Below are 24,117 nucleotides of genomic sequence, written 5' to 3'. Positions count from 1 at the left end.
CAAGCACCGCAGCGCTTTACCGCTCAGCGTGCGGCAATCAGCGCTCCGGTGCCGATCATGGCGCTGCCGGCAAACCGGTTCATCAACCGCATGCGCTTGGGTGTCCTGAACCAGCCCGAAGCCCGGCCCGCCAGCGCAGCATAGACACCCATGGTGACGATGTTGACGGTGATGACCACAGCCACCACCAGCAGGCCATCGGCAAAGGTCATGGTGTCGAGGTTCAGGATGAGCGGCATGATCGAGGCGTGGAACAGGATCGCCTTCGGATTGCCGAGCGCAATGGACGCGCCGAGCAGGAACGACCGCGACAATCTCGTTTCAACAGCCTTCGGTTCAGTCGGTCCTGTGGCGGCAGCGCGCCACATCCGGATATCGAGATAGATCAGATAGGCAGCGCCTGCATATTTGAGCAGCAGGAAGACCCATTCGAATGTCTGGGCCAGGGCCACCAGTCCGAGCAGTGCGAGGGTGACCAGTACGGCATCGCCGGCGGCAACGCCGACGCCGGCCATGAAGGCGCGACGAAACCCGCGCGACACGCCATTGGTGATGACCGTGAACATCGCTGGCCCCGGTGTCGCGGCAGCGAGCGTGACGGCAGCGCAATACGCCAGAAATGCCGTTGGTGTCATCGCTTGGCCTTTCCGTTGGGCACCCGCACCCGGCGGAAGATCGCGACGATCTCCTCGCGGCTGCATTCGATGGCGCCGAGCCGCACCGCGCGGTCGCGCTCGAAACCGGTTATGTCATAATGAGGAGCGGATGTCTTGGGCGGTCCCTGGTAGGATGAACGCTTGACCCCAAGCTGGGCCGCGAAACGATGCAGCTCATCGGTGTCGTCGGCCATCAGGTGGCACCAGCGATGGCCGGCCCACTTCCAGATCGCCGCATCGACATAGACAGCCATCAAGCCCGCCGCGGCCAGCCCAATTGCACACTCCTGCTATTTCGAGACCGGGCAAGGCTTCGTCTGGTCGAACAGCGACAGGTTGACCAGCTTGCCGGTCATCGAGAAGTCGCCATAGTCCATGACGAGATCGCGGGTGATGCCGTTCTCGTGCAGCTTGAAGCTGATCCGGTATTCCGGCACCTCTTCGCCGTTCTGGGCGCTGTCGTCGAAATAGGCGATGTCGACCGGCCAGTATTTGTCGGTGGCAAGCTTCGCCAGCGCCGGTGCCTCCGGATCGGCCTTGTCGGCTTCGGTCTTCTTGCCGACGACGACGGTGGTGGTCATCACCTTGTTGGCGTCCTCCGAGCCGTCGAACAGGTTCGTCTGGTAGAAGTTTTCGCCCTTCTCGGCCTTGCCGATCAGTTCGACCAGATGCTGGGTCGGAAACTGGGTGGCGGCGAGTTCCAGACTGTTCTTCTCGGGCTTGTCGATATCGACCTTGAGGCCCTTGGCGTCTTTCGTGGCGATACCCTTGACCTCCTTGTCGAGGTTCTGGTCGACAAAGGATTTGGTCACGAACGAAAATGTCTTGCCTTCGGCATCCTCGAAAGTCGTCGTCTGCTGGTCCGTCAGCTTGGTGTTGTCGTTGGTCGCGATCTGCGTGACAAAACGAAATTTCACCGTATAGCCTTCGCAGGCAGAACCATTGAACTCGTAGACCATGCGGCCGGTGATACCGGTGATGCCGGAGCGATCGTCAGCCTTCTTGAGCGTGAGGTCGTACACGGCGCGATGCGCCTGCAGTGCGGGCGCTGCCAAAGCCGGGACTATCGGGAAGGCCGTCGACAACAGGACAGCGTGGAATGCAAGGCGCGTTGCGCGCATGTGGTACTCCGATCGTCGCGGCTGATGGCAGGCCGCAGGGAAAGATGGTCCAGCTTAAAAAAAGTCGTGGCGGAAGCGAGGCAAAAATAGCAATTTCGGCCCCGCCAGCGCAGCACCTTCCAGCAATAGGGAAAAGCAATGAGTGAAACAATCGAAAAGCGGCTAAGTGATCTCGGCGTGACGCTTCCCGCCGCCGCCGCACCCGCCGCCAACTACGTGCCCTATGCAAGGACCGGCAATCTGCTGTTCACCGCCGGACAATTGCCGCTCAAGGACGGCAAGCTGCAAGCGAGCGGCCTGCTCGGCCGCGACGTCGACACGGCAAGCGGCAAGGACGCGGCAAAATACTGCGCGATCAACATTCTGGCGCAGGCCAAGGCAGCACTTGGCGATCTCGAGAAGATCCGCAAGCTGGTGAAGATCACCGTCTTCGTCGCCTCCGCCGCCGACTTTGTCGAGCAGCATCTGGTTGCCAACGGCGCCTCCGATTTCCTGGTCGCGGCCCTTGGCGAGCGCGGCAAGCATGCCCGCTCAGCCGTCGGCACCGCCTCCCTGCCGCTTAATGCCGCAGTGGAAATCGAAGCGATCTTCGAAGTCGAATGAGCGAAGGCCTGACATGACCGACCTATCCTGGCTGACCGCCCGGCCCGTGGCCCATCGCGGCTTTCACGACATGAACAAGACGCGCTGGGAAAACACGCTTTCCGCCTTTGCCGCCGCCGCCGAACGGGGCTACGCCATCGAATGCGACGTGCATCTGTCGTCGGATGGCATTCCCATCATCATCCATGATGACGACCTGAAACGGCTGACCGGACAGGACGGTTTCGTCTGGCAACGCAGCGCGGCCGAACTGACCGCGCTCAGGGTTGGCGGCACATCAGACCACGTGCCGACGCTGCAGGAGGCGCTCGACCTCGTCGATGGCCGCGTGCCGATGATCGTCGAACTGAAAGGCATTCCCGGCCGCGACGAAGGCCTCGTGGCGCGCGTCGGCAAGATGCTCAAGCGCTACAAGGGCAAGGCAGCGATCATGTCGTTCGATCACTGGCTGATCCGCGACTTCCCCAAACATGCGCCCGGCATTCCCGCTGGATTGACTGCCTACGGCAAGGACCTCAAGCTGATCGAAGCGCATTTTTCGATGCTCGCCCACGAGCTCTCCTTCACCTCCTACGCCGCCGGCGACCTGCCCAATCCGTTCGTCAGCTTCGTGCGTGAAAAGCTCAAAATGCCCGTCATCACCTGGACGGTGCATGATCAGCCCGCGATCGACCTGACCTTCAAATATGCCGATCAGATGACATTCGAAGGGTTCGAACCCGATCTGGTGAAGGTCGCTTGAACGGGGTGTCTCAAACGTGACTTGTAGCGGCCCGGATGGAGCTTAAATAAGCCTCATGGATCAGGGCGACGATGGTGACGGGCAAACAGCAAATGCGGACTATTCGATCCGCATCGCCGCCGGCATCGGTGCTTTCACCTGCGATGAATGGAACGGCCTTGCCGGCACCACGCGCGGCGACGCGGAAAATGGCTATAACCCGCTCGTTTCATTCGCTTTTTTGAGCGCCCTGGAAGATTCCGGTTGCGCCGTGCGGCGCACCGGCTGGCAAGGACATCACCTGCGGCTGGAGACTGCGCAAGGCAGGCTGCTGGGTGCGGTCCCTTGTTATCTCAAATCGCACAGCCAAGGCGAATATGTGTTCGATCACGGCTGGTCGGATGCCTTCGAGCGCGCCGGTGGCAACTATTACCCAAAGCTGCAATGCGCCGTGCCTTTCACGCCTGTCACCGGCCCTCGCCTGATGGTCGGCAAGGGCGAGGATCCGGATGCTGTGAAGGCCGGGCTTGCAGCCGGTCTCAAAATGGTGACCGACAAGCTCGGCGTGTCCTCGGCGCATGTAACCTTTGCGCAGGAGAGCGACGTCGCGACCCTCGAGGCCGCGGGCTTCCTGCATCGCACCGATCAGCAGTTCCACTTCTTCAACGAAGGCTTTTCGACGTACGACGACTTCCTCGCCACGCTGGCCTCGCGCAAGCGCAAGGCGATGAAGAAGGAACGACGCGAGGCGCTTGCCCCAGGCATCACGATCGACTGGCTGACCGGCAAGGACCTGACCGAGCAGGCCTGGGACGACTTCTTCGCCTTCTACATGGATACCGGCAGCCGCAAATGGGGCCGCCCCTATCTGAACCGAAAGTTCTTCTCGCTGATCGGCGAACGCATGGCGGACGACATCCTGCTGGTGATGGCCAAACGCAACGGGCGCTACATTGCCGGAGCCATCAATTTCATCGGCTCGGATGCTCTCTATGGCCGCAACTGGGGCTGCATCGAGGATCATCCCTTCCTGCATTTCGAGGTCTGCTATCACCAGGCCATCGACTTCGCGATCGAACGCAAGCTGAAAGTGGTCGAGGCGGGCGCGCAGGGAGAGCACAAGCTGGCGCGCGGCTACCGGCCGGTGACCATGCATTCCGCCCACTACATTTCCCACCCTGGCTTGCGCAACGCCGTGGCCGACTATCTCAGGCGCGAGCGGCGCGAGGTGGAGCGGATGGGCGAATATCTGGAAGAACATACCCCGTTTCGCAAGGTTCTGGAGGAATAACAGGCCCTCCCGCTTGCCGCCGGCCGCTGTTTACCGCCCAGCCGGAATCCGCTAAGCCATGTCCTGGGACATGGGTGCGCAAGCACCCTGGGGGAAACATGCAGGGTTTGGCATCTCTGGGTGTCGGGCAATGGCTCGGTGCGGCGGGGCTGGTGGTCGCGCCGCCTTTGGTTGCCTGGCTCGAAGGCAAACGCTCGGCATGGCCGCTCGGCTTCGCAAGCCTCTTTCTTCTGTTCGGCTTCGCGCATCTCCTGTTTCCGGGTGATATCGTCGCCTTGTGGGCGGCACTGCTGCTGACGGCCATAATCGGCATCATCTCCAAACTGAAGTATCGCTATCTCGGCTTCAATTTCCTCGCCGGGGACATCTGTCATCTCGCGGCAAGCAGTTTTCGAAGCGTGCTGGCTGACCATGCGCGCATGACGGTCCCTGCCCTCACGGCCATGATCGCGATCGTCCTGGCGATAATTGTCCTGGCGCTGATGCTCGCCGAGCCGGCGATGCCGCTCCCGCAGCGTCTTGCCTTGTTCAGCGCGGCGGCCTTTGTGTATCTATGTGTCTTCTGGGCAAGTGGCGGCCCGAAGCGATTTCGCTTTCACCATCTGACCGGCGACCGGTTTCACCTTTCCGCCTTTGTCGCCTCATGGTTTGGCGCGGGGCCATCACGGCGACCCGGCTTTGTCGACATCGATCCGGAGCCGCTGCCGCTGCTGCCGCCAGTGCCGGCTAGCAGACCAGCCGGTGAGCGGGCGCCGCACATCGTGATGATCCTGCACGAATCGACATTCGACCCGAGGCGGCTCGGCATGGCGGCCAATGAAGCATTCGAACGGTTCTTCACGCCGCCGGACGCTCTCTCCGGCGCGCTGCATGTCGACGTCTTCGGCGGCAGCACGTTGCAGACTGAATTTTCGGTGCTGACGGGCCTTTCTTCGCTCTCCTTCGGCAATGACAGCCGCTACGTCTTTCACCTTCTGAGCGGACGCGTGCGGCATTCACTTCCATCCGTACTGAGCGGTATCGGCTACAACGTGTCCCATATCAGCTGCGACCGGCCTTCCTTCGTCAATTGTGGCCGGTTCTACCAATCGGTCGGGTTTGACGAGGTCAGCTATGCCGAAACCTTGCCGCCGCCTTTCGACGCCGACCGCTGGAAACGGGAAAAACACGACGAGCAACTCTACGATCACGCGCTGAATCAACTTTCGAACCGCGTCGCGGCCAGCAAGCCATGCTTCCTTTCGATCACGACCCTGATGAACCATGGCGACCACCGCCGCCGGATCTTTCCGATCGAGCGTCATGCGGAACTTCGCCGCGAGGCCGTCGCGGCAACCGGCATTTCCTACTATGGCGAATATACAGTGCGGCTGGCCGAGAGCGTTAAAGCCTATGCGGCCTTTCGCAGGCGGCTCGACATCATGCTGAGCGGCGAACCGGCCATTATCGTGCGCTACGGCGATCACCAGCCGTCATTCACCACCGGGCTTACCGGGTTGCCGCCTTCCCATATGGCCTTGCGCCAGACATTTTACGCCATCGAGGCCGTAAACTGCAGGCTGCCGGACGATTTTGTGGCTCCGCCAGTCCTCGATTGCGCTTTTCTGTCGACACTGACCTTGCTGGCGGCCGGACTTCCGCTCGATCCGGTATTCGCCACGCGGGCCGCCTTGTTGAACGACTGCGCCGCAGCTTATTTCGACGCCGCATCGCCGCGCAAAAGACGTTTCCATCGCGCGCTTGTCGAAACAGGCATGGTCGATCTCGCCTGAACGTCTTGCCGCTCAAGAGCGGCTTCGCTACACCGATGGCGAGCTGCAACCCGGAGCGCCCGCCATGGCCGACTATGATCCCGGCAATATCTTCGCAAAGATCCTGCGCGGCGAGATTCCATCACACCGCGTCTACGAAGATGACGCCGTCATCGCCTTCATGGATGTGATGCCGCAAGGACCGGGCCATACACTGGTGGTGCCAAAAGCCCCGTCGCGCAACCTGCTCGACGCCAACCCGTCGACCTTCGGCCCACTTTTCACGGTCGTTCAGAAAGTGGCGCTGGCAGTGAAGAAGGCGCTTGATGCCGACGGCGTCACCATCCTGCAGTTCAACGAGCCGGCCTCCGGGCAGACCGTCTATCACCTGCATGTCCATGTCATCCCGCGCTTTGACGGAGTCCCGTTGAAGCCGCACACGGGCAGCATGGAAAAGCCTGAGGTGCTGGCTGAGAACGCCGAAAAGATACGGACTGCGCTGGCCGGGCGATAACGCTTAGCCCTCGCCCGCCAATGCCTCCCCTTTGACCATCGGCAATGGCCGGCGCTGCTGCGCCTCGAAAGCCAGCAGGCCCAGTCGCCAGCAGGCTATTGTAATCACCGTACCACCCAGCACATCCATCAGATTGTGCCCGCCATGGATGAGAATTGCCGGCAGCAGTGCGGTGTTGGCCAGGATCAGCGCGAAACGCGCAAAGCGACACGGCCAGATCGCGATAAGGGACATCAGCGCCATCACCGTATGGAAGGAAGGGAATCCTATCAGCCCTGTCACCTTTATGGCTTTAATGTCGTTGATGCCTTCAACAAGCAGGCGATTCAATTCCGCTCCGTAGGTGGAATTGACCACGGGTCGAACAACGCGATCGATTTCAGGGTCCAAGGTCCAGTAGGCGGAAGCCCCGCTGGACGGAAACAGAGCCCAGCAAAAGATGGTGGCCAGTGCCGCAAACACCATGGCAAACATGGCAGCGTGCAGTTGCCGCCGATCATTGGCCATACCCAGAAACAGAAAGACAAACAGGACCTGAGCCAGCGTCAGGCTGTAGACCAGCCTTAGCGCATCCGACAGGGCTGGGTATTGAGAAATCCACGCACAGGCGTCTGGCCACGAGTAACCGAACCAGGAGTCGATCCACACCAGAGTGGCGTCGATCGGCACCGAGTACCGTGGCAGGAGCAGAAGGTTGAAAAGCGAGGCGACCACTGAAAAGAGGATGAACAACGCCAGAACATGCGTGGTAAGCGCGATCCGCTCGGCTTTGCGGACCCGGCGATAGAATTGGCCAAGGACGGCCATGACAATGGCAAAGCCGAAGGGAAAACCGTAGCCGTCAAGCGTAACGGCGATGCCCTTGTCCCAGGCAAGGAACAAGCAGACTGCGGCCAGCGCCAAAACGACGGCCAGTATTGTCCGTTCTGCAGGCAGTAAGACCATGTTTGTACCATGGCCAAGCGGCGTTAATTCGGAGTGAAAATTGGCTGTCGACAGTCAGGGAGGCCCATAACTCGCGGAGTCCGAAGCCAAGATCCTTTGAAACGCTGTCGGATGAAGACTATCTATTAGCAGTTGCTTACGGATTGCGTCTGCGCATTGCACAGGGTTCAGGAGTGACGTGTCGACTTCCAGATCGTAAACGCCCGGCCGGTGCACCTCCTCCTGCCACAGACGCACCGGCAGTGGCACAGGATCGTCTGAAGAGCCGGTGACATAGCCGCTGCCCGCCTCGCTGGCGGCTCGCCGCTCCATGATGATGTCAACCGGGCAACGGACACCGACAAGCAGCACCGGCAGGCCGGCAACCCGGCGCGCGCCATCGATCAGGCAGTCGAGAGGTTTCGAATACGCATCGTGATGGCCGACATCCGTCACGACGTTCAGGCCCAGCCGGCTGTGGGCCGCGATCAATTCGTAGAGGGCGGCGTATAAACGCGGCACGAACACTTCGAGATCGGGGCGTTCGCCGCCAGGGCGCAACCCTATTCCCGGACGAAGTCGCGGGGGCGTGATATGCTCATAGCCGTCGACGCCCAGATTCATCCACGGGCCGTCAAAGCTTTCCTGAATGGCCCGAGCGATGCTCGACTTACCCGATCGCGGCGCGCCGTTGAGGATGATGATCTGGCCCGGCATAGCCACCCCATTCTCCAAATGGAAAAAGCCCCGTTGCCGGGGCTTTCTTTGAGTGAGTGCTGATCAGCTCTTGCGAGGCAGTTGCGGCACCAGGCTGCGCTTGCCGCCATCCTTGCCCTTGGGCTCTGGCTTCTGCGCCACCAGCTTCTTTGCGGCAGGCTTCTTGGCCACGGCCTTGGGCGGCTTCGGCGCGTCTTCCGGCTCTTCCTTCTTCGGCGTGACGGGCGCTTCGTCGGCGAGCGATTCGAGCTTCAGGCCGGTCTCGCCGGTTTCCTTCTTCTCGACGGTGACGCGCACCGTGCCGCCCTTCTTGAGCTTGCCAAACAGCACCTCATCGGCCAGCGGCTTCTTGATGTGCTCCTGGATCACACGGCCGAGCGGCCGGGCACCCATGCGCTCATCATAGCCCTTGTCGGCGAGCCAGGCGATGGCGTCCGGCGACAGGTCGAAGGTGACGCCGCGTTCCGAGAGCTGCGCCTCGAGCTGCATGACGAACTTCTGCACGACCTGATGGATGACCGGCACCGGCAGCGAGCCGAACGGGATGATCGCATCGAGACGGTTGCGGAACTCCGGCGTGAACAGCCGGTTGATCGCCTCGACATCGTCGCCTTCGCGCTTGGTCGAACCGAATCCGATCGCCGCGCGCTGGGCATCGGATGCGCCCGCATTGGTGGTCATGATCAGGATGACATTGCGGAAGTCGATCTGCTTGCCGTTGTGGTCGGTCAGCTTGCCGTGGTCCATCACCTGCAACAGGATGTTGAACAGGTCCGGATGCGCCTTCTCGACTTCGTCCAGCAACAGCACGCAGTGCGGATGCTGGTCGACGCCGTCGGTCAAAAGGCCGCCCTGGTCGAAGCCGACATAGCCGGGAGGCGCGCCGATCAACCGCGAAACGGTGTGGCGTTCCATATATTCCGACATGTCGAAGCGGATCAGCTCGACGCCGAGCGAGGCGGCGAGTTGCTTGGCGACTTCCGTCTTGCCGACGCCCGTCGGACCCGAGAACAGGTAGGAGCCGATCGGCTTCTCCGGTTCGCGCAGGCCGGCACGGGCCAGCTTGATCGCCGAGGTCAGCGCGCTGATGGCGGTGTCCTGGCCATAGACGACGCGCTTCAGCTCGATATCGAGCCCCTGCAGCACCTTCTCGTCGTCGGCCGAAACCGTCTTCGGCGGAATACGCGCCATGGTGGCGATCGTCGCTTCGATCTCCTTGATGCCGATCGTCTTCTTGCGCTTGGCTTCCGGCACCAGCATCTGCGAGGCGCCGGTCTCGTCGATCACGTCGATCGCCTTGTCCGGCAGCTTGCGGTCGTTGATGTAGCGCGCCGACAGTTCCACCGAAGCCTTGATCGCCTCGTTGGTGAACTTCACCTTGTGGAACTCCTCATAATAGGGCTTGAGGCCCTTCATGATCTCGATGGCGTCCTCGATGGTCGGCTCGTTCACGTCGATCTTCTGGAAACGCCGCACCAGAGCGCGGTCCTTCTCGAAGAACTGGCGGAATTCCTTGTAGGTGGTCGAGCCGATGCAGCGGATCGCACCCGAAGACAGCGCCGGCTTCAACAGGTTCGATGCGTCCATGGCGCCGCCTGACGTGGCCCCGGCCCCGATCACCGTGTGGATCTCGTCGATGAACAGCACGGCACCCGGATAATCTTCGAGCTCCTTGACGACCTGCTTCAGCCGTTCCTCGAAATCGCCGCGATAGCGCGTGCCGGCCAGCAGCGTACCCATGTCGAGCGCGAAGATGGTGGCGTTGTGCAGCACTTCGGGGACGTCACCCTCGACGATGCGCTTGGCGAGGCCCTCGGCGATCGCCGTCTTGCCGACGCCGGGATCACCGACATAGAGCGGGTTGTTCTTGGAGCGGCGGCACAGCACCTGGATGGTACGGTTGATCTCGGTCTCGCGGCCGATCAGCGGATCGATCTTGCCGGCTTTGGCCTTGTTGTTGAGGTTAACGCAGTAAGCGGTCAGCGCATCCTGCTGCTGCTTCTTCTTGCCGCCCTCTTCTTGTGGCTCCGAGCCGTTCTGGCCATTGCCCTGCTCATCATCGGCGCCGCGCGGCGAGCGCGTCTCCGACGCGCCGGGGCGCTTGGCGATGCCGTGCGAGATGTAGTTGACCGCGTCGTAGCGGGTCATCTGCTGTTCCTGCAGGAAATAGGCGGCATGGCTTTCGCGTTCGGCGAAGATGGCGACGAGCACGTTGGCGCCCGACACTTCCTCGCGGCCGGAAGACTGCACATGGATCACCGCGCGCTGGATGACGCGCTGGAAGCCGGCGGTCGGCTTGGAATCCTCGTCGTAACCGGTGACGAGGTTGTCCAGCTCGGTGTCGATATAGGTGAGAACAGTGTGCTTCAGCTCGTCGAGATCGACGTTGCAGGCGCGCATGACGGCGGCCGCCTCGGTGTCGTCGATCAGCGCGAGCAGCAGATGTTCAAGGGTTGCGTATTCGTGGTGCCGCTCATTGGCGAGCGTCAGCGCCTGGTGAAGCGCCTTTTCCAGGCCTTGGGAGAAAGCCGGCATGTTACCTCACTTCTTCTCCATCACGCATTGCAGCGGATGCTGATTCTGTCGGGCGAAATCCATGACCTGAGACACTTTGGTCTCGGCCACCTCGAATGTATAGACCCCGCACTCGCCCACCCCATGATTGTGAACATGAAGCATGATGCGTGTGGCGGCTTCGCGGTCTTTCTGGAAAAAACGCTCCAGCACGTGAACCACGAACTCCATCGGAGTGTAGTCGTCGTTGAGGATGAGGACCCGGTAAAGGCTGGGCTTCTTGGTCTTGGTTTTGGTGCGCGTGATAACGGCGGTCCCGCGGCCGGCTTCATTGCCGTCGCCGCCGCCGTTTGCCATCCGCGCCACTTGTCTCGTGGCAGTCAAAGCGATCGTCACGTAATCCTGCCTCTTTCGAATCCTCATGCGAGTTCGACATGTAGGTGTTCGATGGACGATTTTAAGCCCTTCTGGTTAGCTGACAATATGGCTAGGTGACCAAACTTGGCGGATTTTCGCAATCGTGAAGCAGTACGCGGCTCCCAGGGGAAAATTCACATGAAAAAACCCGGCCGCGCTTCCGCGACCGGGTTTTTCCCGGATCCAAAGGGCCGGATTCGGAACTGTCAGGCGAAACTAGGTCGCCCGGGCGAAATTACTTCGCCTTGGCAACAATCGATTCGAACGGCTTGTAGGCTTCCTTGGCGAGTTCGGCATAGAGGTCGCCGATCTTGGTGGCCTCGGCGACGAACGCCTCGTAGGACTGCTTGGCATAGTCTGTGTGAATCTCGATTGCCTTGTCCAGCGACTTGGCCGAGAACAGCTTCTCGACAGTGGCGCTGCCGGCTTCGAAGCTCTTCTTGGTGTATTCACCGGCCTCGGTCGCGATCGCCTGCGCGCCCTTGGAGAGCGAAGCGAAGCTCTTCAATCCGGTGTCGGCAAATTCCTTGCCGTATTTGCTGAAGTCCTCATAGGTCTGGGTCATTTCACGATTCCCTTGACGGTTGTGGCGTCCTTCTTCGGGGCGCCCTTGTGCAATGCACGATAATATATTGTGCGCCGCACAAAAGTCAATATTTCGCAGGCGTGCGGGGCTTGCCTGCGCAGGCAATGGCTAAAAATCAAATAAAGTGAGTTTCAAGCCCGAAGAAAATGGTGAACGCGACGGTTACCATAAACGGATTGGTAACGCTGGCCCGATAGCTTGGCTGGAAGTGAGGCAGGACCCTTTGCCGCCTCCAACGCAACGAAGAATTCAAGGGAAGTATCAGTGCGTAAGGCGTTGTTGGGCATCGTTTCCAAATCCACCTCCCCCCTCAAGGCGGCCATGGTCTTCGCCTTGGCGTTGACATTCGTCTGCGCCGACGTTGCCTTGTCACTGGCAGCGCGGCCGGCGGCCATCGTCGTGGATGCCAAGACTGGCAAGGTGCTGTACTCGGCGGATGCCAACGGCAGGCGCTATCCGGCGTCACTGACCAAGATGATGACGCTTTATCTGACCTTCGAAGCGATGGCGAAGGGCAAGATCAGCAAAAACTCCCCAGTCGTGTTTTCGGCCCATGCATCTGCCGAGGCGCCAACGAAACTCGGCGTGAAGCCGGGCGGTTCTGTCACTGTCGAGACCGCCATCCTGTCGATCGTCACCAAGTCGGCGAACAACTCGGCCACCGCGCTGGGTGAAATGATCGGCGGCAACGAAACCACTTTTGCCCGCATGATGACCGCCAAGGCGCGGGCACTGGGCATGAACGGCACCGTCTTCCGCAATGCCAACGGCCTGCCCGATCCCGGCCAGTTCACCACCGCGCGCGACATGGCGACGCTCGGCATCGCGCTCAGGGAGCATTTCCCGCAGTACTACGGCTATTTCTCGCAGCGCTCGTTTCTCTACGGCCGTCAGCGCATCAATGGTCACAATCGCCTGCTGGGACGCATCAAGGGCGTCGACGGCATCAAGACCGGTTACACCCGCGCGTCCGGCTTCAACCTCGTCTCGTCGGTTAATGACGGCAACCGCCGTCTCGTCGCCGTTGTCATGGGCGGCACGTCGGGCGGTAGCCGCGATAACCAGATGGCAGGCCTGATCAACACCTACATGCCAAGGGCCTCGACCCGCGGCGGTGGTGCCCTGGTCGCCGATGCTGATGCTGATCGCGGAAATCCGATCAAGGCGCTTGCCAAGGTCCTCCTGCCCAAGCACGACGCGCCGACCCCGGATGACAAGCCGGTGGCGGTAGCCAGCGCCGACGACACGGCCGTTGCCGAAGACACGACTGTTGCGCAGGGCGATACCGTTGCGCAGGGCGACAGCGATGATGAAGAGAGCGCCGAGGCTGAAGCACCGAAGCTGGTTGTCCCGGCAAAGAAGGTGAAGACGGTCATCGTCTCCGCCCCCAAGGTCGCCACCGCGCAGGTCGTATCGGCCTATGCCGAGCCCGCGCCGGCTGTCGATCCGGTCAACACCGCTTCGGTTCCGTCGGGCTGGGCCATTCAGGTCGCCTCTTCGCCGAAGCAGTCCGAAGCCCAGGCCTTCCTCGACAAGACCAGCAAGCAGGCGCCCAAGGTGCTGGCCGATGCTGCCGGCTTCACCGTCGCCTTCGACAAGGACGGGGTCACCTATTACCGCGCCCGCTTCGGCGGCTTTGGTTCGAAGGACGCCGCCTGGAAGGCCTGCACCGCTTTGAAGAAGAAGAAAATCTCGTGCTACGCCGTCCAGCAATAGGACGGCGTGGAAGCGATCTCCCGGAAAAATTTTTGCGTCGAAGGAGACTAGTTGTGGTTGGAGAGCAAGACGTCCTTGGCTTCGTTGATTCGCGCCGCCAGGAAAGACGTACCGCCGATATCGGGGTGCAGGCGCTGCATCAGGCGGCGGTGCGCCTTGCGGACATCCGCCGCGGCGGCCCCCGCTTCAAGACCAAGGACCTTGTAGGCCTCCTCCTTAGTCATGGCGCCCGGACCTGGCGCAACACCCAGCCGTTCGCCACCGTTCGTCTCAGTGTTTTTGCGCCAGACGGGAAATCTGCCGTCAAGATACGTCTCTAGCAACTGGCGGCTCTCCGCGTCGCCAGAGAGCTCGCGGTAGAGATGCTGCAACTCCGCAAGGCCCATCGCTCCAAGCATCTTGCCGTCGTGGCGGCCGGCCAGAACCAACCCTTCGAGGCCGCCGGTATCGTGATCCAGCTCCATTTCGAGCGCTGCCGTCCGCACCGTTGAGCGTTTCCCCGGAGCCAGCCTGACATCAGGCCGGTTTGTGCGCGTGGCTGCATACCAGCCGATTGCCACGAACAGCATGACGCCGCCGATTCCGCTTCGGCCAACCAGAAGCACCGCACCGCCAACCAGGGCCATCAGGATCGGCCCAGCCGTCCTCGTCCCATTTGCGAGCCTTGCAGGATCGGCACGCAGAAACGCGGCGGCTACGCTCAGCAGCACCAACAGCAATGCAACCAGAACGATAATTGCGCCTAGCATTTCCCACCGCCTCGCGGATCCCCTGAACGTTTGGACAACCGCGTCATTTCATCAAACACTTTTTCTGCGCCGGAATCATGGCCTCCGGGATCGGAAGAGGACCGCCTTGCGATCCCGTTCGACCAACGCAGCAGCCCTTTGTCGATTTCGACAGCTTTTCATTGGGCATGAATTTCAAGATGTGGCGTTGTCTCGCCGCTTGCAAGTCCAGCGCGAAGCAAGATTGAGGGCCAGAGAAAGCCCGCGCACGAACATGCGACGTTACCGCGGGATGACCTACAGCAGACCGAGATCGGCAAGTTCGCGCCTGAGTTTCGGCGGCATTTCGATCAGCCCCGCCTTGCCCTTACCGAGATCGACCGGCGCATCCGACGGTTTCAGATAGCGCCAGCCCTGAAAAGCCCGGCGCGGCTGCCAATCGGTGCGCACGACCTGTGGGTCGAGCATCAGGTGGCAGCGACCAATGCCGTCGTCGTCGGTGAACGGCCGGATCTCGGTGATCAGCTGGCGACATTGCACATTGCCTTTGACCACCCAGTAGAGCGAACCGCCATCGATGATTTCGGCGCCCCGCGTCGGCACCATGCGCGTGGTATGCCAGTGCTCGACCGGTTCGCCGGCCCGGCGCCGTTCATCGAGACGAAACTCGATCCATTCCTCGAGGTCCTCGACGCTGTCGCAGCCGACGCACAGTTTTAGGAGATTGAGAGCCATTGGCTAAGGTTAGTCCGGAGCGCCGCGACGTCAACGGCCTGACGGACTTCTCCACAGTGCCGGTTTAGGCCAGCGCCTCAGCATTCCACGACGTTGACTGCAAGACCGCCAAGGCTGGTCTCCTTGTACTTCTCGTTCATGTCGAGGCCGGTCTGGCGCATGGTCTCGATCGCTGCGTCGAGCGGCACGAAATGGACGCCGTCGCCCTTGATCGCCAGTGACGCAGCCGTGACCGCCTTGACCGCGCCCAGCGCATTGCGCTCGATGCACGGCACCTGGACCAGCCCGCCGACCGGATCACAGGTCATGCCGAGATGGTGTTCGAGCGCGATTTCAGCGGCATTCTCGACTTGCATCGGCGTGCCGCCCATGACGGCGCACAGGCCGGCCGCGGCCATTGCCGAGGCGGACCCCACTTCGCCCTGGCAGCCGACTTCGGCACCGGAGATCGAGGCATTGGTCTTGATGATGCCGCCGACAGCGGCGGCCGTCAGCAGGAAGTCGCGGATGCTCGGCTGGTCGGCCTCGGGATGGAAATGCAGCCAGTAGCGCAGCACCGCCGGCAGCGTGCCGGCGGCCCCGTTGGTCGGCGCGGTGACGACACGACCGCCGGCCGCATTCTCCTCGTTGACCGCCATGGCGTAGATCGACAGCCAGTCATTGGCGAGCAACGGATTGGGTTTGTTCTGCTGCCACTGTTCCTGCAGCTTGTCGTGCAGCATGCGCGCACGGCGCCGGACCTTCAGCCCGCCCGGCATGATGCCGTCCTGCGACAGGCCGCGGTCGATGCAGCTCTGCATCGCACCCCAGATGGCGTCGAGGCCGGCATCGAGCTCCTCGCGCGTCATCTGCGTTTCCTCGTTGACGCGCTTCATCTCGGCTATGGAAAGGCCGCTTTTGGCCGCCATCTTCAGCATCTCGACCGCATTCTTGAAGGGATAGGGCACTCGTCTGCCTTCGGTCGTTACCGACCCCTTGGCCTTCATGCGCTGCAGTTCTTCTTCCGAAACCACGAAGCCGCCGCCGATCGAATAGTAGATGCGCTTGAGCAGCAGACGGTCGCCGGAATCGTAGGCGTAAAACGCCATGCCGTTGGCATGACCGGTGAGCTGTGTCTTGCGGTCGAGCACCAGATCGGTGGCCGGATCGAAGCGATAAGAGGGATGGCCGGGAGGCGAAATGCGCTTTTCAGCAGCGATTTGGCTGGCAATCCCGTCAGCCTGGTCGGGATCGACCGTCTGCGGCGTCAGGCCGGCAAGGCCGAGGACGACCGCGCGATCACTGCCGTGGCCGATGCCGGTATAAGCAAGCGAGCCGTGCAGGCTGGCGCCAAGCCGATCGACCTTGACGCCGGCCGGGCGCGGCCAGTCACCATTGAGGATTTCGTCGAGGAAACGCGACGCCGCCGTCATGGGTCCCATCGTGTGCGAACTCGAGGGGCCGATACCGATCTTGAACAGGTCGAAAACCGAAAGGAACACGAGGGCGTTGTCTCCACAGGTCACGTCGAGGACTGCATATAGGAATTCCAAGGATGTTTCCGCTCTTTTGGCAATCGCGGCGCAGCACCTGCCGACCTTGTTTGCTCCGGCAGCGACATTGCCGTCCTTCGCGGGAGCCGGCATCGAGGCGACCGCGCTGGATGTGGTAAATTCAGCCCATGGGTGATTCCTCTTATCTGTCTACGGCCGATCTCGGGGCGTTGGCCCTCTTCCTGATCGCGTGGCTGCTGCACACGCTCGCTTCCGACGGCAGGCTGGTCAGCCGGGTGTCGCTGACGACAGCGATGAATGCGCAGCGCGAGGCCTGGATGCGCACCATGGCCGAGCGCGAGATCCGCATCGTCGACACCGCCATTATGAGCGGCCTGCAGCAGGGAACCGCCTTCTTCGCCTCCAGTTCGCTGATCGCGCTCGGCGGCTGCTTTGCCTTGCTCGGAGCGTCCGACCGGGTGCTTGAAGTGCTGAGCAACCTGCCGCTTGGCGGCGCTCCATCGCGCCCGGCCTTCCAGATCAAGGTGCTGGGGCTAGTGTTGATTCTGGCCTTTTCTTTCTTCAAATTCGGCTGGGCCTACCGGCTGTTCAATTACTGCTCGATCCTGATCGGCGCCGTGCCGATCCCGCATGGCGAAGCCTCACGCAATCCGGTCACCGAAACGGCTGTGTGGCGCGCGGCGCAGATGAACATGCTGGCCGGCAAGCACTTCAACTCGGGCCTGCGCGGTGTATTCTTCTCGATCGGCTATCTCGGCTGGTTCGTCGATCCGGTGGTGTTCGTGCTGTCGACGCTTCTGCTGCTGGCTGTGCTGGTGCGGCGCCAGTTCTTCTCGGCGGCGCGGCGCGCCGTCATCGGTCAGCCGCCAGGCGCTGGAAAAGGCTGATCGATGCGGCCGGAAAGCCAATAGGCGAACAGCCCGATCCATTCGCGAACCGCTATGGTCGCATTCTGCACGGAATCGGCGGCATTGTCGCGAAACAAGCCGACACCCTCCTTGCCCGAAGTACGATAGTCGACCGGCCATGCGACGGTGGGAAACCCAGCCTTGTCGAACAGCGCCTTGGCCCGTGGCATATGGAAGGCGGAGGTCACCAGCAACCAGGTCTCGCCCGGCTTCGGTTCAACAAGTTTGCGGCTGAAGACGGCATTTTCATAGGTGTTGCGGGACTTGTCCTCGAGGACAAGACGATCGGCCGATACACCCAGCGGGACAAGCAGGCGGGGCGCGGTATCGGCGTCGCCCTCGCCGTCAAGGAAAAGCGAGCCGTTTCCGCCTGATACAACCACCTTGGCCTGTGGGAAGCGCCGGGCGAGGATTGCAGTCTCGACCATGCGATCGCCACCGCTGCTCAATTCGTAGCTGCCGCGAACCAGATTGATCCCGCCCTCGAACCCGCCACCGAGCACGACGATGCCGTCGACCTTTTCCGGCAGCGGCGGACGTGGAAAGCGTTCTTCCAGCGGGTTGAGCATCATGGCGCCGAGCGACGTCCAAGCCGACAATGCAAGAATCAGGAAGGCGAGCACGCTGCCGGTAACGGCCAGCCGCCGGCGACCGATCATTCCCGCAATCAGCCCCACCAGAAGCAGGAAAATCGTCAGGTTAAGCGGCTGGATGAAGAACCAGAAGATCTTGGAAAGATAGTAGAACATCGCTCACCCCTTCAGACGAGCGATATCCCTACCACCACTTCTCCGGCTGAAATGTGCCGGCCGCCTGTTCGATGACGGCGGCGGTCTGGAACAGCGTCTCTTCCTCGAACGGGCGGCCGATCAGCTGCAGGCCGAGCGGCAGCCCTTTGGGGTCAAGGCCGGCAGGCACGGCGATGCCCGGCAGGCCGGCCATGTTCACTGTGACAGTGAAAATGTCGTTGAGGTACATCTTGACCGGATCGGCGGCCATGTCCTCATCGGCGATGCCGAAGGCCGCGGACGGTGTCGCCGGGGTCAGGATGACATCGACGCCGGCGGCAAAGACATTCTCGAAGTCGCGCTTGATCAGGTTGCGCACCTTCTGCGCCTGCAGATAGTAGGCATCGTAATAGCCGGCCGACAGCACATAGGTGCCGATCATGATGCGGCGCTTGACCTCGCGGCCAAAGCCGGCGGCGCGGGTCTTCTCGTACATCTCTATGATGTCCTTGCCCGGCACGCGAAGCCCGTAGCGGACCCCGTCATAGCGCGCCAGGTTGGACGACGCCTCGGCGGGCGCCACGATGTAATAGGCCGGCAGCGCGTATTTGGTGTGCGGCAGGGAAATGTCGACGATCTCTGCGCCAGCATCCCTGAGCCAGGCAATGCCCTTCTGCCACAGCGCCTCGATCTCTTCGGGCATGCCGTCGACGCGGTACTCCTTGGGGATGCCGACCTTCATGCCCTTGATCGGCTTGCCGATCGCCGCCTCATAGTCCGGCACCGGCCGGTCGACGGAGGTGGTGTCCTTCGGGTCGACTGAAGCCATTGATTTCAAAAGGATCGCGGCATCGCGCACGTCGCGGGCGATCGGTCCGGCCTGGTCGAGCGACGAGGCGAAGGCGACAATGCCCCAGCGCGAGCAACGGCCATAGGTCGGCTTGATGCCGACCGTGCCGGTGAAGGCGGCGGGCTGGCGGATCGAGCCGCCCGTATCCGTCGCTGTCGCGCCGGCGCACAGGAAAGCCGAGACGGCGGTTGCCGAACCGCCGGAAGAGCCGCCCGGCACCAGCTGTGCATTGTCCAGGCTGCGCTGGGTTTTCGTGCCGCCGGCAGAGACGAAGCCGCCGTCGCCCTGATGCGTCGTCGGCATCACCACCGTGTCGACGCGCGAACGCCGCCACGGGTTGATGACCGGGCCATAATAGGACGTCTCGTTGGATGAGCCCATGGCGAACTCGTCCATGTTGAGCTTGCCGAGCATCACCGCGCCGTCGGCCCACAGATTGGCGGTGACGGTCGATTCGTAGCGCGGCTTGAAGCCGTCGAGCACATGGCTGCAGGCCTGGGTATGGACGCCTTCGGTGCCAAACAGGTCCTTGATGCCCAGCGGAATACCTTCCAGCGCACCGCCCTCGCCCTTGACCAGCCTGGCGTCGGACGCCTTTGCCATGTCGCGCGCTTTGTCGCCGGTGACCGCGACATAGGCATTGAGCGCCGGATTGGCGCGATCGATCGCCGAGAGATAGGCCTCGGTGATCTCGGTCGCGGTGATTTCCTTGCCGCGCAGCTTGGCGCGGGCCTGCGAAATCGTCAGTCGGGTCAGGTCGCTCATCAAAGGCTCTTTTCGTAAAACACCGACCACTCGGAATCGGGATAATCCAGCACCGGGCCGCAGCGCGAAAATCCGGCACGTTCGTAGACGGTCCAGGCGGCGGGATGACGATCGCCCGTCTCCAGCACCAGCCGTTTCAACCCTTCATCGCGGGCCAGCGCCTCGACCCGCTCGACGATCTTGGCGCCAATCTTGCGGCCGCGATGCGAAGGCCTGGTGTACATGCGCTTGACCTCGCCGATGGCGTCGCCATGGCGCTTCAACGCGCCGCAACCGATGGCGATGCCATTGTCACGGGCGATGAAAACGGTCGTATCCTGGCCTGCCATCTGTTCGACGGTCAAATGGTAGCAGTGCTCCGGCGGCGTCAGTTCGAGCAAGGTCTCGTTGAGTTCGTTGACCAGGCCGCGCACATCGTCCTGCAGCGGCGTCTCGATGGCGATCTCGATGACCATCGGCGCCTTACTCCACGACCTTTGGCACGAGGAAGAAATTCTCTTCGGTCGCCGGTGCATTGGCAACGATGTCGGCCGCCTTGTTGCCGTCGGTGACGACATCCCGGCGCTTCTTCATCTCCATCGGCGTCACCGAGGTCATCGGCTCGATGCCGGAAACATCGACTTCGTTCAGCTGCTCGACGAAGCCCAGTATCGCATTCAGCTCGCCGGTCATGCGTTCTGCATCTTCTTCGCTCACCGCGATGCGGGCGAGACGCGCGACGCGCTTCACTGTCTTGACATCAACAGACATATATTTGCCTCGGGGAAAACCAGTCCGGGCTATAGCGGCGCGGCGCGCAGCACGCAACATCCATCGTGTCGGACCCAGTGCTAGACCACAGCAGGGCTGAGCCGGTCCTTGGGGCGTCGCAGCGGGTTGGGCAACTCAAACAGTCGCCTCTTAGCCGAACACATGCTGCATGCGTGCTCGTCTTCCAGAGCCGCGAAGGCTCGCAATTGCGCGTTGGAACAGCCTGGCTCGAGCGGCCGATACGCCAGATAGGGATCCCATTTGCCGGAAAGGCGGTATTTTGCCTTCTGCATCGGCAGATAGGCGAGAGGCGCGCACTTCCAAATCTGCCCGGCGTGGAGTTGCTTGCAATGGCGAGCCGGGCAGATTTCCCAACTGACGCGAGCATCGCCATCCTCGAACGGCAACATGGTGTTGCCGAAGCCTTCGTAGCGACGGGTCCAGTTCTTGTCGGACGGGCGGATCTCGATATGCAGCCGGTGTTCCCGACGCCAAGCCTCCACGAGATCGAACACCGGTTTCAATCTCTCCTGGTACTCCTCCGAACCATGATGAACCGAGACGGTCAGCCGGGCGTTGCGATCGGCGGCAAGAATTGCCGGCAATGTCGGGTGACGGTGCAGGAAAAAGCCATTGCTGACGATTTCTATTATGGCCTCTGGCCAGTGCCGCCGCACCAGTCCAACGAAAGCGGGCAACTGCGGGTGTATGGTGGGCTCTCCACCCAGGATATTGAACCAGGTGACCGATACGCGCCGGCTCCAAAATCCCATCCAGCGGTCCGCCTCCTCGAGCGAAACGGTGCCGGAATGACCATGGTTGGAGTAGTGCGCGCAACTTTCGCAAGACAGATTGCAGCCATGCGCGACGTGGAGTTCCAGTTTTGGGAACACTGGCCGCTCGCGGCGAAAAAGCGACCTGACACGGTTCAGCATCGTCATGGCAGGGCAACGCCCTCGCACAGATAGTAGCTGCCGCTGTTGCCGCTCGCCTCGCTTTCGTCATCGATGGGCCGGACCGAGACGAGATCAACCTGCGTCGGGTTCATTTGCGTCACCGAAAGCACGTCGGGAAAGACATAGCCCGGCTCCTGGCAGATGGCCGTCACCGCCCAGCTTGGCGAGCGTGTCGCCCTGCTGATCTGAACGAATTCGCAATTGTATTCAACACCTTGCAGTCCGTGCGCCGACAACACGACATTGCCTGCGTCGATCAGCGTCTGCAGCGTATCCTTCTTGGCCTGTGCACAAAGCTCCTCGGACTGAAGGTAGACGGCTTCGATGAAATCATCAGCGGCAAGCGCCGGCGACGCCGCGGCAAACATCGAAACGAAAAGAGTTTGCCGCAACGCCATGGTTTTGTTCCGCTTTGGCTGTCTCTAGATCGTAATCGTCTCGCCAATCTTCGGCAACGCTATTTCAACGCCGGATCCTTCCAGGCCGGCCTGGAATTTCTCGGCCGTGGGATCGATCATGGGAAAGGTGCCGAAGTGGCAAGGGACCACCGTCTCGAACTTGAAGAAGCGGCGGCAGGCGAGCGCCGCCACAGCACCGCCCATGGTGAAACGGTCGCCGATCGGCACGATGCCGATCTTGGGCTCATGCAACTCGTTGATCAAAGCCATGTCGGAGAAGATATCGGTATCGCCCATGTGGTAGAGTGTCCGGTCTTCCGGGAAATGCAGGACGAGACCGCCCGGATTGCCGAGATAGATGTTCTTGCCGCCGTCTTCGCCAAACGAAGAGGAGTGCAGCGCCTGGACGAAGGTCGTGGTGAAGCCGCCGCAATCGACCGTGCCGCCAATGTTGCCGGGATTGATCTTGTTGCCGTCGGCACCCTTGCCGACCAGATACATGCAGATCTCGAAATTGGCGACCAACTGGGCGCCGCTATTGCCGAGGACTTCCAGCGCGCCGCTGATGTGGTCGCTGTGCCCGTGCGTCAACAAGACATGCGTGATCCCCTCCGCCGGTCCTTCCCAGCCGCCCGTCCAGGACGGATTGCCGATCAGGTAGGGGTCGATGAGAATCTTGGCGTCGCCAGCTTCGATGCGGAAGGCCGAGTGGCCGTACCAGGTCAGTTTCATGAATGCATTCCTCGATTTTTGCCTTGCCAAAGGATAGAACGCCGATGGCCCTGAGATCAAAGGGTTACTGTGTCCACCGCGCGCTTCACAAGACACGTGGTGGTGAAAGGGCGAAGGACCACCGTTGGGCATTGTCACGATCGAAGAATTGCCGGCCCGGCTTGCCGGCGGAAAAACTCTGGCGGGGCTCGATCTCGGCGACAAGACGATCGGCGTTGCGGTTTCCGACCGGGGATTCTCCTTCGCTCATCCGCGCCCGGTCATCATGCGAAGGAAGTTCTCGCTCGATGCCGCGGTCCTGCTGGCCTTGATGCAGAAGGAGAACGTTGGCGCGGTGGCGATCGGGCTGCCGATCAACATGGATGGGTCGGAAGGTCCGCGTGCGCAGAAGTCACGCGCCTTCGTGCGCAACATGGCGCAGCTGAGCGACCTGCCTTTCGTGTTCTGGGATGAGCGGCTGTCGACGGTCGCCGCCGAACGGACGCTGATCGAAATGGATTTCTCGCGCGCCAAACGCGCCGGCAAGATCGATTCGGCGGCCGCGGCCTTTATTCTGCAGGGAGTTTTGGACCGGCTTCAGTCACTCGATGCAGCCGATCGAACGGGACAGGACCCGCCCAGCGCCGTCTGACCCAGCCGGCGATTTCGCGGCGGCGGCGAAACGCCCATAACGCCATCAGCAGAAACCCATCGAAGATGCAGGCCTTGGCCACCATGCCGGGGATGATCGCCGGATCGATGCCGAGCATCTGGCCATAGAGCTGGAACACAAAATCATGCAGTTGCCGGGTCAGCATGACGTAGCCGAAATTCATGTCGTTGAGCGACAGGTAGAACCAGCCCCAGAACAGCGCCATCGGAGCCGCCCACAATGCGAAGATATAGCGCATCAGCGGTCTCCCTTGCCGTTCGGTCCGGTGCGGCCCGATATCAGGGAGAGCAGCGAATTATGGGCTGCCGCCTTCGCCATGCCGTGTGCCGTAGCGCGAAAATCGGCGTCATCCGACACGGCTGCAGAGCGCCGCTCGGCGAGCATCGCGACATAAGAGGCCAGAAGTGCGGCGAGTTGCACGGCCACCACCATGAACAACCCGTTGATGCCTTGGGCCGCGCCGCCGATCAGGATCATCGACATCACACCGGAAGCGGAAATGAAAGCGATGCGCACGACACTGTCGGCGCCGGGGCTCGCCGCATCGTTGATCAGCGTATCGATAAAGGCCCAGAAGAACAGCACCGACACGACCAGCAGTGCAACCGCCAGCGGCGCGACCACGACGATGTTTTCCAGATTGACGAAGCGGGCGCTCTCTACGGTCACGCCCAGCACGCCAAGCGCTGCCGCAACACCGCGGTTTCCATCGATGCAAATCAGCGCCAGCAGGGCGAAAACGATCGCCCAGTGCACAGACAAAAAGGAGGTCAATACGTGTCGCATCGTGGTTCCTGCTTCGGCAGGAATAACAGTGGGCTTTGCCGCTCGCCGCCGCAACGGAAACCATTTGTTAAGGTTAACGGCCATCCACAGGGCGCACGACGATGC

28 protein-coding genes are annotated in these 24,117 nt (G+C 61.7%); 8 read left to right on the top strand and 20 right to left on the bottom strand.

Annotation, left to right across the window (positions count from 1 at the left end; genetic code table 11):
• Positions 1 to 23: 23 nt before the first annotated feature.
• The 3 genes from ACZYHG_RS22480 to ACZYHG_RS22470 are packed head-to-tail and all read right to left on the bottom strand — an operon-like array spanning position 24 to position 1,777.
• Positions 24 to 635, bottom strand: coding sequence for a LysE family translocator (locus ACZYHG_RS22480; protein ID WP_464610432.1), 612 nt, complete (start codon positions 633 to 635; stop codon positions 24 to 26).
• Entirely contained in the window at positions 632 to 910 is a 279-nt protein-coding gene (locus tag ACZYHG_RS22475) for a DUF4031 domain-containing protein (RefSeq protein ID WP_027029041.1), read from the bottom strand. The genes ACZYHG_RS22480 and ACZYHG_RS22475 overlap by 4 nt, the downstream gene beginning before the upstream one ends.
• 36 nt (positions 911 to 946) lie before the next feature.
• Complete coding sequence (locus tag ACZYHG_RS22470) at positions 947 to 1,777, bottom strand: cell envelope integrity EipB family protein (protein ID WP_464610431.1); 831 nt, start codon at positions 1,775 to 1,777, stop codon at positions 947 to 949.
• 138 nt (positions 1,778 to 1,915) lie between these two features.
• Here ACZYHG_RS22470 and ACZYHG_RS22465 point away from each other — a divergent pair, with 138 nt between their 5' ends.
• From ACZYHG_RS22465 to ACZYHG_RS22445, 5 genes are all read left to right on the top strand, one after another.
• Positions 1,916 to 2,380, top strand: a complete 465-nt coding sequence (locus ACZYHG_RS22465) for a RidA family protein (protein WP_027029043.1) — start codon at positions 1,916 to 1,918, stop codon at positions 2,378 to 2,380.
• 13 nt (positions 2,381 to 2,393) lie between these two features.
• Positions 2,394 to 3,122 (top strand): glycerophosphodiester phosphodiesterase, encoded by a 729-nt coding sequence (locus ACZYHG_RS22460; protein ID WP_464610430.1) that lies wholly within the window; start codon positions 2,394 to 2,396, stop codon positions 3,120 to 3,122.
• A gap of 55 nt (positions 3,123 to 3,177) precedes the next feature.
• Positions 3,178 to 4,392, top strand: coding sequence for a GNAT family N-acetyltransferase (locus tag ACZYHG_RS22455; RefSeq protein ID WP_464610429.1), 1,215 nt, complete (start codon positions 3,178 to 3,180; stop codon positions 4,390 to 4,392).
• 98 nt (positions 4,393 to 4,490) lie between these two features.
• On the top strand, positions 4,491 to 6,164 hold the full coding sequence (locus ACZYHG_RS22450; RefSeq protein WP_464610428.1) for a sulfatase-like hydrolase/transferase: 1,674 nt from the start codon (positions 4,491 to 4,493) through the stop codon (positions 6,162 to 6,164).
• 64 nt (positions 6,165 to 6,228) lie between these two features.
• Positions 6,229 to 6,657, top strand: a complete 429-nt coding sequence (locus ACZYHG_RS22445; protein WP_464610427.1) for an HIT family protein — start codon at positions 6,229 to 6,231, stop codon at positions 6,655 to 6,657.
• 3 nt (positions 6,658 to 6,660) lie between these two features.
• Here the strand turns inward: ACZYHG_RS22445 and ACZYHG_RS22440 are convergent, their stop codons facing one another.
• The 5 genes from ACZYHG_RS22440 to ACZYHG_RS22420 all read right to left on the bottom strand — a co-directional run bounded on the left by ACZYHG_RS22440 (position 6,661) and on the right by ACZYHG_RS22420 (position 11,794).
• Positions 6,661 to 7,602: a phosphatase PAP2 family protein gene (locus tag ACZYHG_RS22440; protein WP_464610426.1), complete on the bottom strand. Its 942-nt coding sequence runs from the start codon at positions 7,600 to 7,602 to the stop codon at positions 6,661 to 6,663.
• A 54-nt stretch (positions 7,603 to 7,656) separates the two neighbouring features.
• Positions 7,657 to 8,298 (bottom strand): chloramphenicol phosphotransferase CPT family protein, encoded by a 642-nt coding sequence (locus ACZYHG_RS22435; protein ID WP_464610425.1) that lies wholly within the window; start codon positions 8,296 to 8,298, stop codon positions 7,657 to 7,659.
• Between the two features lie 63 nt (positions 8,299 to 8,361).
• Complete coding sequence (gene clpA / locus ACZYHG_RS22430; protein WP_464610424.1) at positions 8,362 to 10,833, bottom strand: ATP-dependent Clp protease ATP-binding subunit ClpA; 2,472 nt, start codon at positions 10,831 to 10,833, stop codon at positions 8,362 to 8,364.
• Positions 10,834 to 10,839: 6 nt separating this feature from the next.
• Positions 10,840 to 11,169 (bottom strand): ATP-dependent Clp protease adapter ClpS, encoded by a 330-nt coding sequence (clpS, locus tag ACZYHG_RS22425; RefSeq protein ID WP_027029050.1) that lies wholly within the window; start codon positions 11,167 to 11,169, stop codon positions 10,840 to 10,842.
• A gap of 295 nt (positions 11,170 to 11,464) precedes the next feature.
• Positions 11,465 to 11,794: a phasin family protein gene (locus ACZYHG_RS22420; RefSeq protein WP_027029051.1), complete on the bottom strand. Its 330-nt coding sequence runs from the start codon at positions 11,792 to 11,794 to the stop codon at positions 11,465 to 11,467.
• A 285-nt stretch (positions 11,795 to 12,079) separates the two neighbouring features.
• On the opposite strand from ACZYHG_RS22420, the gene ACZYHG_RS22415 reads away from it, so the two are divergent.
• Positions 12,080 to 13,531: an SPOR domain-containing protein gene (locus ACZYHG_RS22415; RefSeq protein WP_464610423.1), complete on the top strand. Its 1,452-nt coding sequence runs from the start codon at positions 12,080 to 12,082 to the stop codon at positions 13,529 to 13,531.
• A 47-nt stretch (positions 13,532 to 13,578) separates the two neighbouring features.
• On the opposite strand, the gene ACZYHG_RS22410 is transcribed toward ACZYHG_RS22415, so the two are convergent.
• The 3 genes from ACZYHG_RS22410 to ACZYHG_RS22400 form a co-directional block, all read right to left on the bottom strand.
• A complete protein-coding gene (locus ACZYHG_RS22410) occupies positions 13,579 to 14,280 on the bottom strand; it encodes a DnaJ domain-containing protein (RefSeq protein WP_464610422.1) in 702 nt (233 codons plus the stop codon).
• A 276-nt stretch (positions 14,281 to 14,556) separates the two neighbouring features.
• Positions 14,557 to 14,994, bottom strand: coding sequence for a DUF1489 family protein (locus tag ACZYHG_RS22405; RefSeq protein ID WP_464610421.1), 438 nt, complete (start codon positions 14,992 to 14,994; stop codon positions 14,557 to 14,559).
• A 77-nt stretch (positions 14,995 to 15,071) separates the two neighbouring features.
• Positions 15,072 to 16,475 (bottom strand): L-serine ammonia-lyase, encoded by a 1,404-nt coding sequence (locus tag ACZYHG_RS22400; protein WP_464614766.1) that lies wholly within the window; start codon positions 16,473 to 16,475, stop codon positions 15,072 to 15,074.
• A gap of 179 nt (positions 16,476 to 16,654) precedes the next feature.
• On the opposite strand from ACZYHG_RS22400, the gene ACZYHG_RS22395 reads away from it, so the two are divergent.
• Positions 16,655 to 17,374, top strand: a complete 720-nt coding sequence (locus tag ACZYHG_RS22395; protein WP_464610420.1) for a DUF599 domain-containing protein — start codon at positions 16,655 to 16,657, stop codon at positions 17,372 to 17,374.
• Here ACZYHG_RS22395 and ACZYHG_RS22390 read toward each other — a convergent pair.
• The 7 genes from ACZYHG_RS22390 to ACZYHG_RS22360 all read right to left on the bottom strand — a co-directional run bounded on the left by ACZYHG_RS22390 (position 17,347) and on the right by ACZYHG_RS22360 (position 22,574).
• Positions 17,347 to 18,144, bottom strand: a complete 798-nt coding sequence (locus ACZYHG_RS22390; protein WP_464610419.1) for a YdcF family protein — start codon at positions 18,142 to 18,144, stop codon at positions 17,347 to 17,349. The two genes, ACZYHG_RS22395 and ACZYHG_RS22390, sit on opposite strands and share 28 nt — an antisense overlap.
• Before the next feature lie 28 nt (positions 18,145 to 18,172).
• Positions 18,173 to 19,738: an amidase gene (locus ACZYHG_RS22385; protein ID WP_464610418.1), complete on the bottom strand. Its 1,566-nt coding sequence runs from the start codon at positions 19,736 to 19,738 to the stop codon at positions 18,173 to 18,175.
• The gene (locus ACZYHG_RS22380) at positions 19,738 to 20,193 is read right to left on the bottom strand and encodes a GNAT family N-acetyltransferase (protein WP_464610417.1); all 456 of its coding nucleotides are present in this window, start codon (positions 20,191 to 20,193) and stop codon (positions 19,738 to 19,740) included. Before ACZYHG_RS22380 ends, ACZYHG_RS22385 begins: the two co-directional genes overlap by 1 nt.
• Before the next feature lie 7 nt (positions 20,194 to 20,200).
• Positions 20,201 to 20,488 carry an Asp-tRNA(Asn)/Glu-tRNA(Gln) amidotransferase subunit GatC gene (gene gatC, locus ACZYHG_RS22375; RefSeq protein ID WP_027058916.1) on the bottom strand — a complete coding sequence of 96 codons (288 nt, stop codon included), beginning with the start codon at positions 20,486 to 20,488 and terminating at the stop codon, positions 20,201 to 20,203.
• An 80-nt stretch (positions 20,489 to 20,568) separates the two neighbouring features.
• On the bottom strand, positions 20,569 to 21,429 hold the full coding sequence (locus tag ACZYHG_RS22370; RefSeq protein ID WP_464610416.1) for a radical SAM protein: 861 nt from the start codon (positions 21,427 to 21,429) through the stop codon (positions 20,569 to 20,571).
• The gene (locus ACZYHG_RS22365) at positions 21,426 to 21,842 is read right to left on the bottom strand and encodes a hypothetical protein (protein WP_464610415.1); all 417 of its coding nucleotides are present in this window, start codon (positions 21,840 to 21,842) and stop codon (positions 21,426 to 21,428) included. The genes ACZYHG_RS22370 and ACZYHG_RS22365 overlap by 4 nt, the downstream gene beginning before the upstream one ends.
• A 24-nt stretch (positions 21,843 to 21,866) precedes the next feature.
• Positions 21,867 to 22,574 carry a metal-dependent hydrolase gene (locus ACZYHG_RS22360; protein ID WP_464610414.1) on the bottom strand — a complete coding sequence of 236 codons (708 nt, stop codon included), beginning with the start codon at positions 22,572 to 22,574 and terminating at the stop codon, positions 21,867 to 21,869.
• 124 nt (positions 22,575 to 22,698) lie between these two features.
• Here ACZYHG_RS22360 and ruvX point away from each other — a divergent pair, with 124 nt between their 5' ends.
• Positions 22,699 to 23,205: a Holliday junction resolvase RuvX gene (gene ruvX / locus ACZYHG_RS22355; RefSeq protein ID WP_027029064.1), complete on the top strand. Its 507-nt coding sequence runs from the start codon at positions 22,699 to 22,701 to the stop codon at positions 23,203 to 23,205.
• Here ruvX and ACZYHG_RS22350 read toward each other — a convergent pair.
• Entirely contained in the window at positions 23,123 to 23,464 is a 342-nt protein-coding gene (locus ACZYHG_RS22350; RefSeq protein ID WP_033838495.1) for a DUF6105 family protein, read from the bottom strand. The two genes, ruvX and ACZYHG_RS22350, sit on opposite strands and share 83 nt — an antisense overlap.
• Entirely contained in the window at positions 23,464 to 24,012 is a 549-nt protein-coding gene (locus ACZYHG_RS22345; RefSeq protein ID WP_464610413.1) for a hypothetical protein, read from the bottom strand. Before ACZYHG_RS22345 ends, ACZYHG_RS22350 begins: the two co-directional genes overlap by 1 nt.
• Positions 24,013 to 24,117 lie beyond the last annotated feature (105 nt).

Source organism: Mesorhizobium subarcticum, assembly GCF_055456085.1.
This window is presented reverse-complemented; position numbering and strand designations above follow the sequence as displayed.

Excerpts from the sequence above, each read along its gene's own strand:
- ACZYHG_RS22480 (WP_464610432.1), bottom strand. The coding sequence starts at position 635 with ATGACACCAACGGCATTTCTGGCGTATTGCGCTGCCGTCACGCTCGCT.
- ACZYHG_RS22475 (WP_027029041.1), bottom strand. The coding sequence starts at position 910 with ATGGCTGTCTATGTCGATGCGGCGATCTGGAAGTGGGCCGGCCATCGC.
- ACZYHG_RS22470 (WP_464610431.1), bottom strand. The coding sequence starts at position 1,777 with ATGCGCGCAACGCGCCTTGCATTCCACGCTGTCCTGTTGTCGACGGCC.
- ACZYHG_RS22465 (WP_027029043.1), top strand. The coding sequence starts at position 1,916 with ATGAGTGAAACAATCGAAAAGCGGCTAAGTGATCTCGGCGTGACGCTT.
- ACZYHG_RS22460 (WP_464610430.1), top strand. The coding sequence starts at position 2,394 with ATGACCGACCTATCCTGGCTGACCGCCCGGCCCGTGGCCCATCGCGGC.
- ACZYHG_RS22455 (WP_464610429.1), top strand. The coding sequence starts at position 3,178 with ATGGATCAGGGCGACGATGGTGACGGGCAAACAGCAAATGCGGACTAT.
- ACZYHG_RS22450 (WP_464610428.1), top strand. The coding sequence starts at position 4,491 with ATGCAGGGTTTGGCATCTCTGGGTGTCGGGCAATGGCTCGGTGCGGCG.
- ACZYHG_RS22445 (WP_464610427.1), top strand. The coding sequence starts at position 6,229 with ATGGCCGACTATGATCCCGGCAATATCTTCGCAAAGATCCTGCGCGGC.
- ACZYHG_RS22440 (WP_464610426.1), bottom strand. The coding sequence starts at position 7,602 with ATGGTCTTACTGCCTGCAGAACGGACAATACTGGCCGTCGTTTTGGCG.
- ACZYHG_RS22435 (WP_464610425.1), bottom strand. The coding sequence starts at position 8,298 with ATGCCGGGCCAGATCATCATCCTCAACGGCGCGCCGCGATCGGGTAAG.
- clpA (WP_464610424.1), bottom strand. The coding sequence starts at position 10,833 with ATGCCGGCTTTCTCCCAAGGCCTGGAAAAGGCGCTTCACCAGGCGCTG.
- clpS (WP_027029050.1), bottom strand. The coding sequence starts at position 11,169 with ATGGCAAACGGCGGCGGCGACGGCAATGAAGCCGGCCGCGGGACCGCC.
- ACZYHG_RS22420 (WP_027029051.1), bottom strand. The coding sequence starts at position 11,794 with ATGACCCAGACCTATGAGGACTTCAGCAAATACGGCAAGGAATTTGCC.
- ACZYHG_RS22410 (WP_464610422.1), bottom strand. The coding sequence starts at position 14,280 with ATGCTAGGCGCAATTATCGTTCTGGTTGCATTGCTGTTGGTGCTGCTG.
- ACZYHG_RS22405 (WP_464610421.1), bottom strand. The coding sequence starts at position 14,994 with ATGGCTCTCAATCTCCTAAAACTGTGCGTCGGCTGCGACAGCGTCGAG.
- ACZYHG_RS22395 (WP_464610420.1), top strand. The coding sequence starts at position 16,655 with ATGGGTGATTCCTCTTATCTGTCTACGGCCGATCTCGGGGCGTTGGCC.
- ACZYHG_RS22390 (WP_464610419.1), bottom strand. The coding sequence starts at position 18,144 with ATGTTCTACTATCTTTCCAAGATCTTCTGGTTCTTCATCCAGCCGCTT.
- ACZYHG_RS22385 (WP_464610418.1), bottom strand. The coding sequence starts at position 19,738 with ATGAGCGACCTGACCCGACTGACGATTTCGCAGGCCCGCGCCAAGCTG.
- ACZYHG_RS22380 (WP_464610417.1), bottom strand. The coding sequence starts at position 20,193 with ATGGTCATCGAGATCGCCATCGAGACGCCGCTGCAGGACGATGTGCGC.
- gatC (WP_027058916.1), bottom strand. The coding sequence starts at position 20,488 with ATGTCTGTTGATGTCAAGACAGTGAAGCGCGTCGCGCGTCTCGCCCGC.
- ACZYHG_RS22370 (WP_464610416.1), bottom strand. The coding sequence starts at position 21,429 with ATGACGATGCTGAACCGTGTCAGGTCGCTTTTTCGCCGCGAGCGGCCA.
- ACZYHG_RS22365 (WP_464610415.1), bottom strand. The coding sequence starts at position 21,842 with ATGGCGTTGCGGCAAACTCTTTTCGTTTCGATGTTTGCCGCGGCGTCG.
- ACZYHG_RS22360 (WP_464610414.1), bottom strand. The coding sequence starts at position 22,574 with ATGAAACTGACCTGGTACGGCCACTCGGCCTTCCGCATCGAAGCTGGC.
- ACZYHG_RS22350 (WP_033838495.1), bottom strand. The coding sequence starts at position 23,464 with ATGCGCTATATCTTCGCATTGTGGGCGGCTCCGATGGCGCTGTTCTGG.
- ACZYHG_RS22345 (WP_464610413.1), bottom strand. The coding sequence starts at position 24,012 with ATGCGACACGTATTGACCTCCTTTTTGTCTGTGCACTGGGCGATCGTT.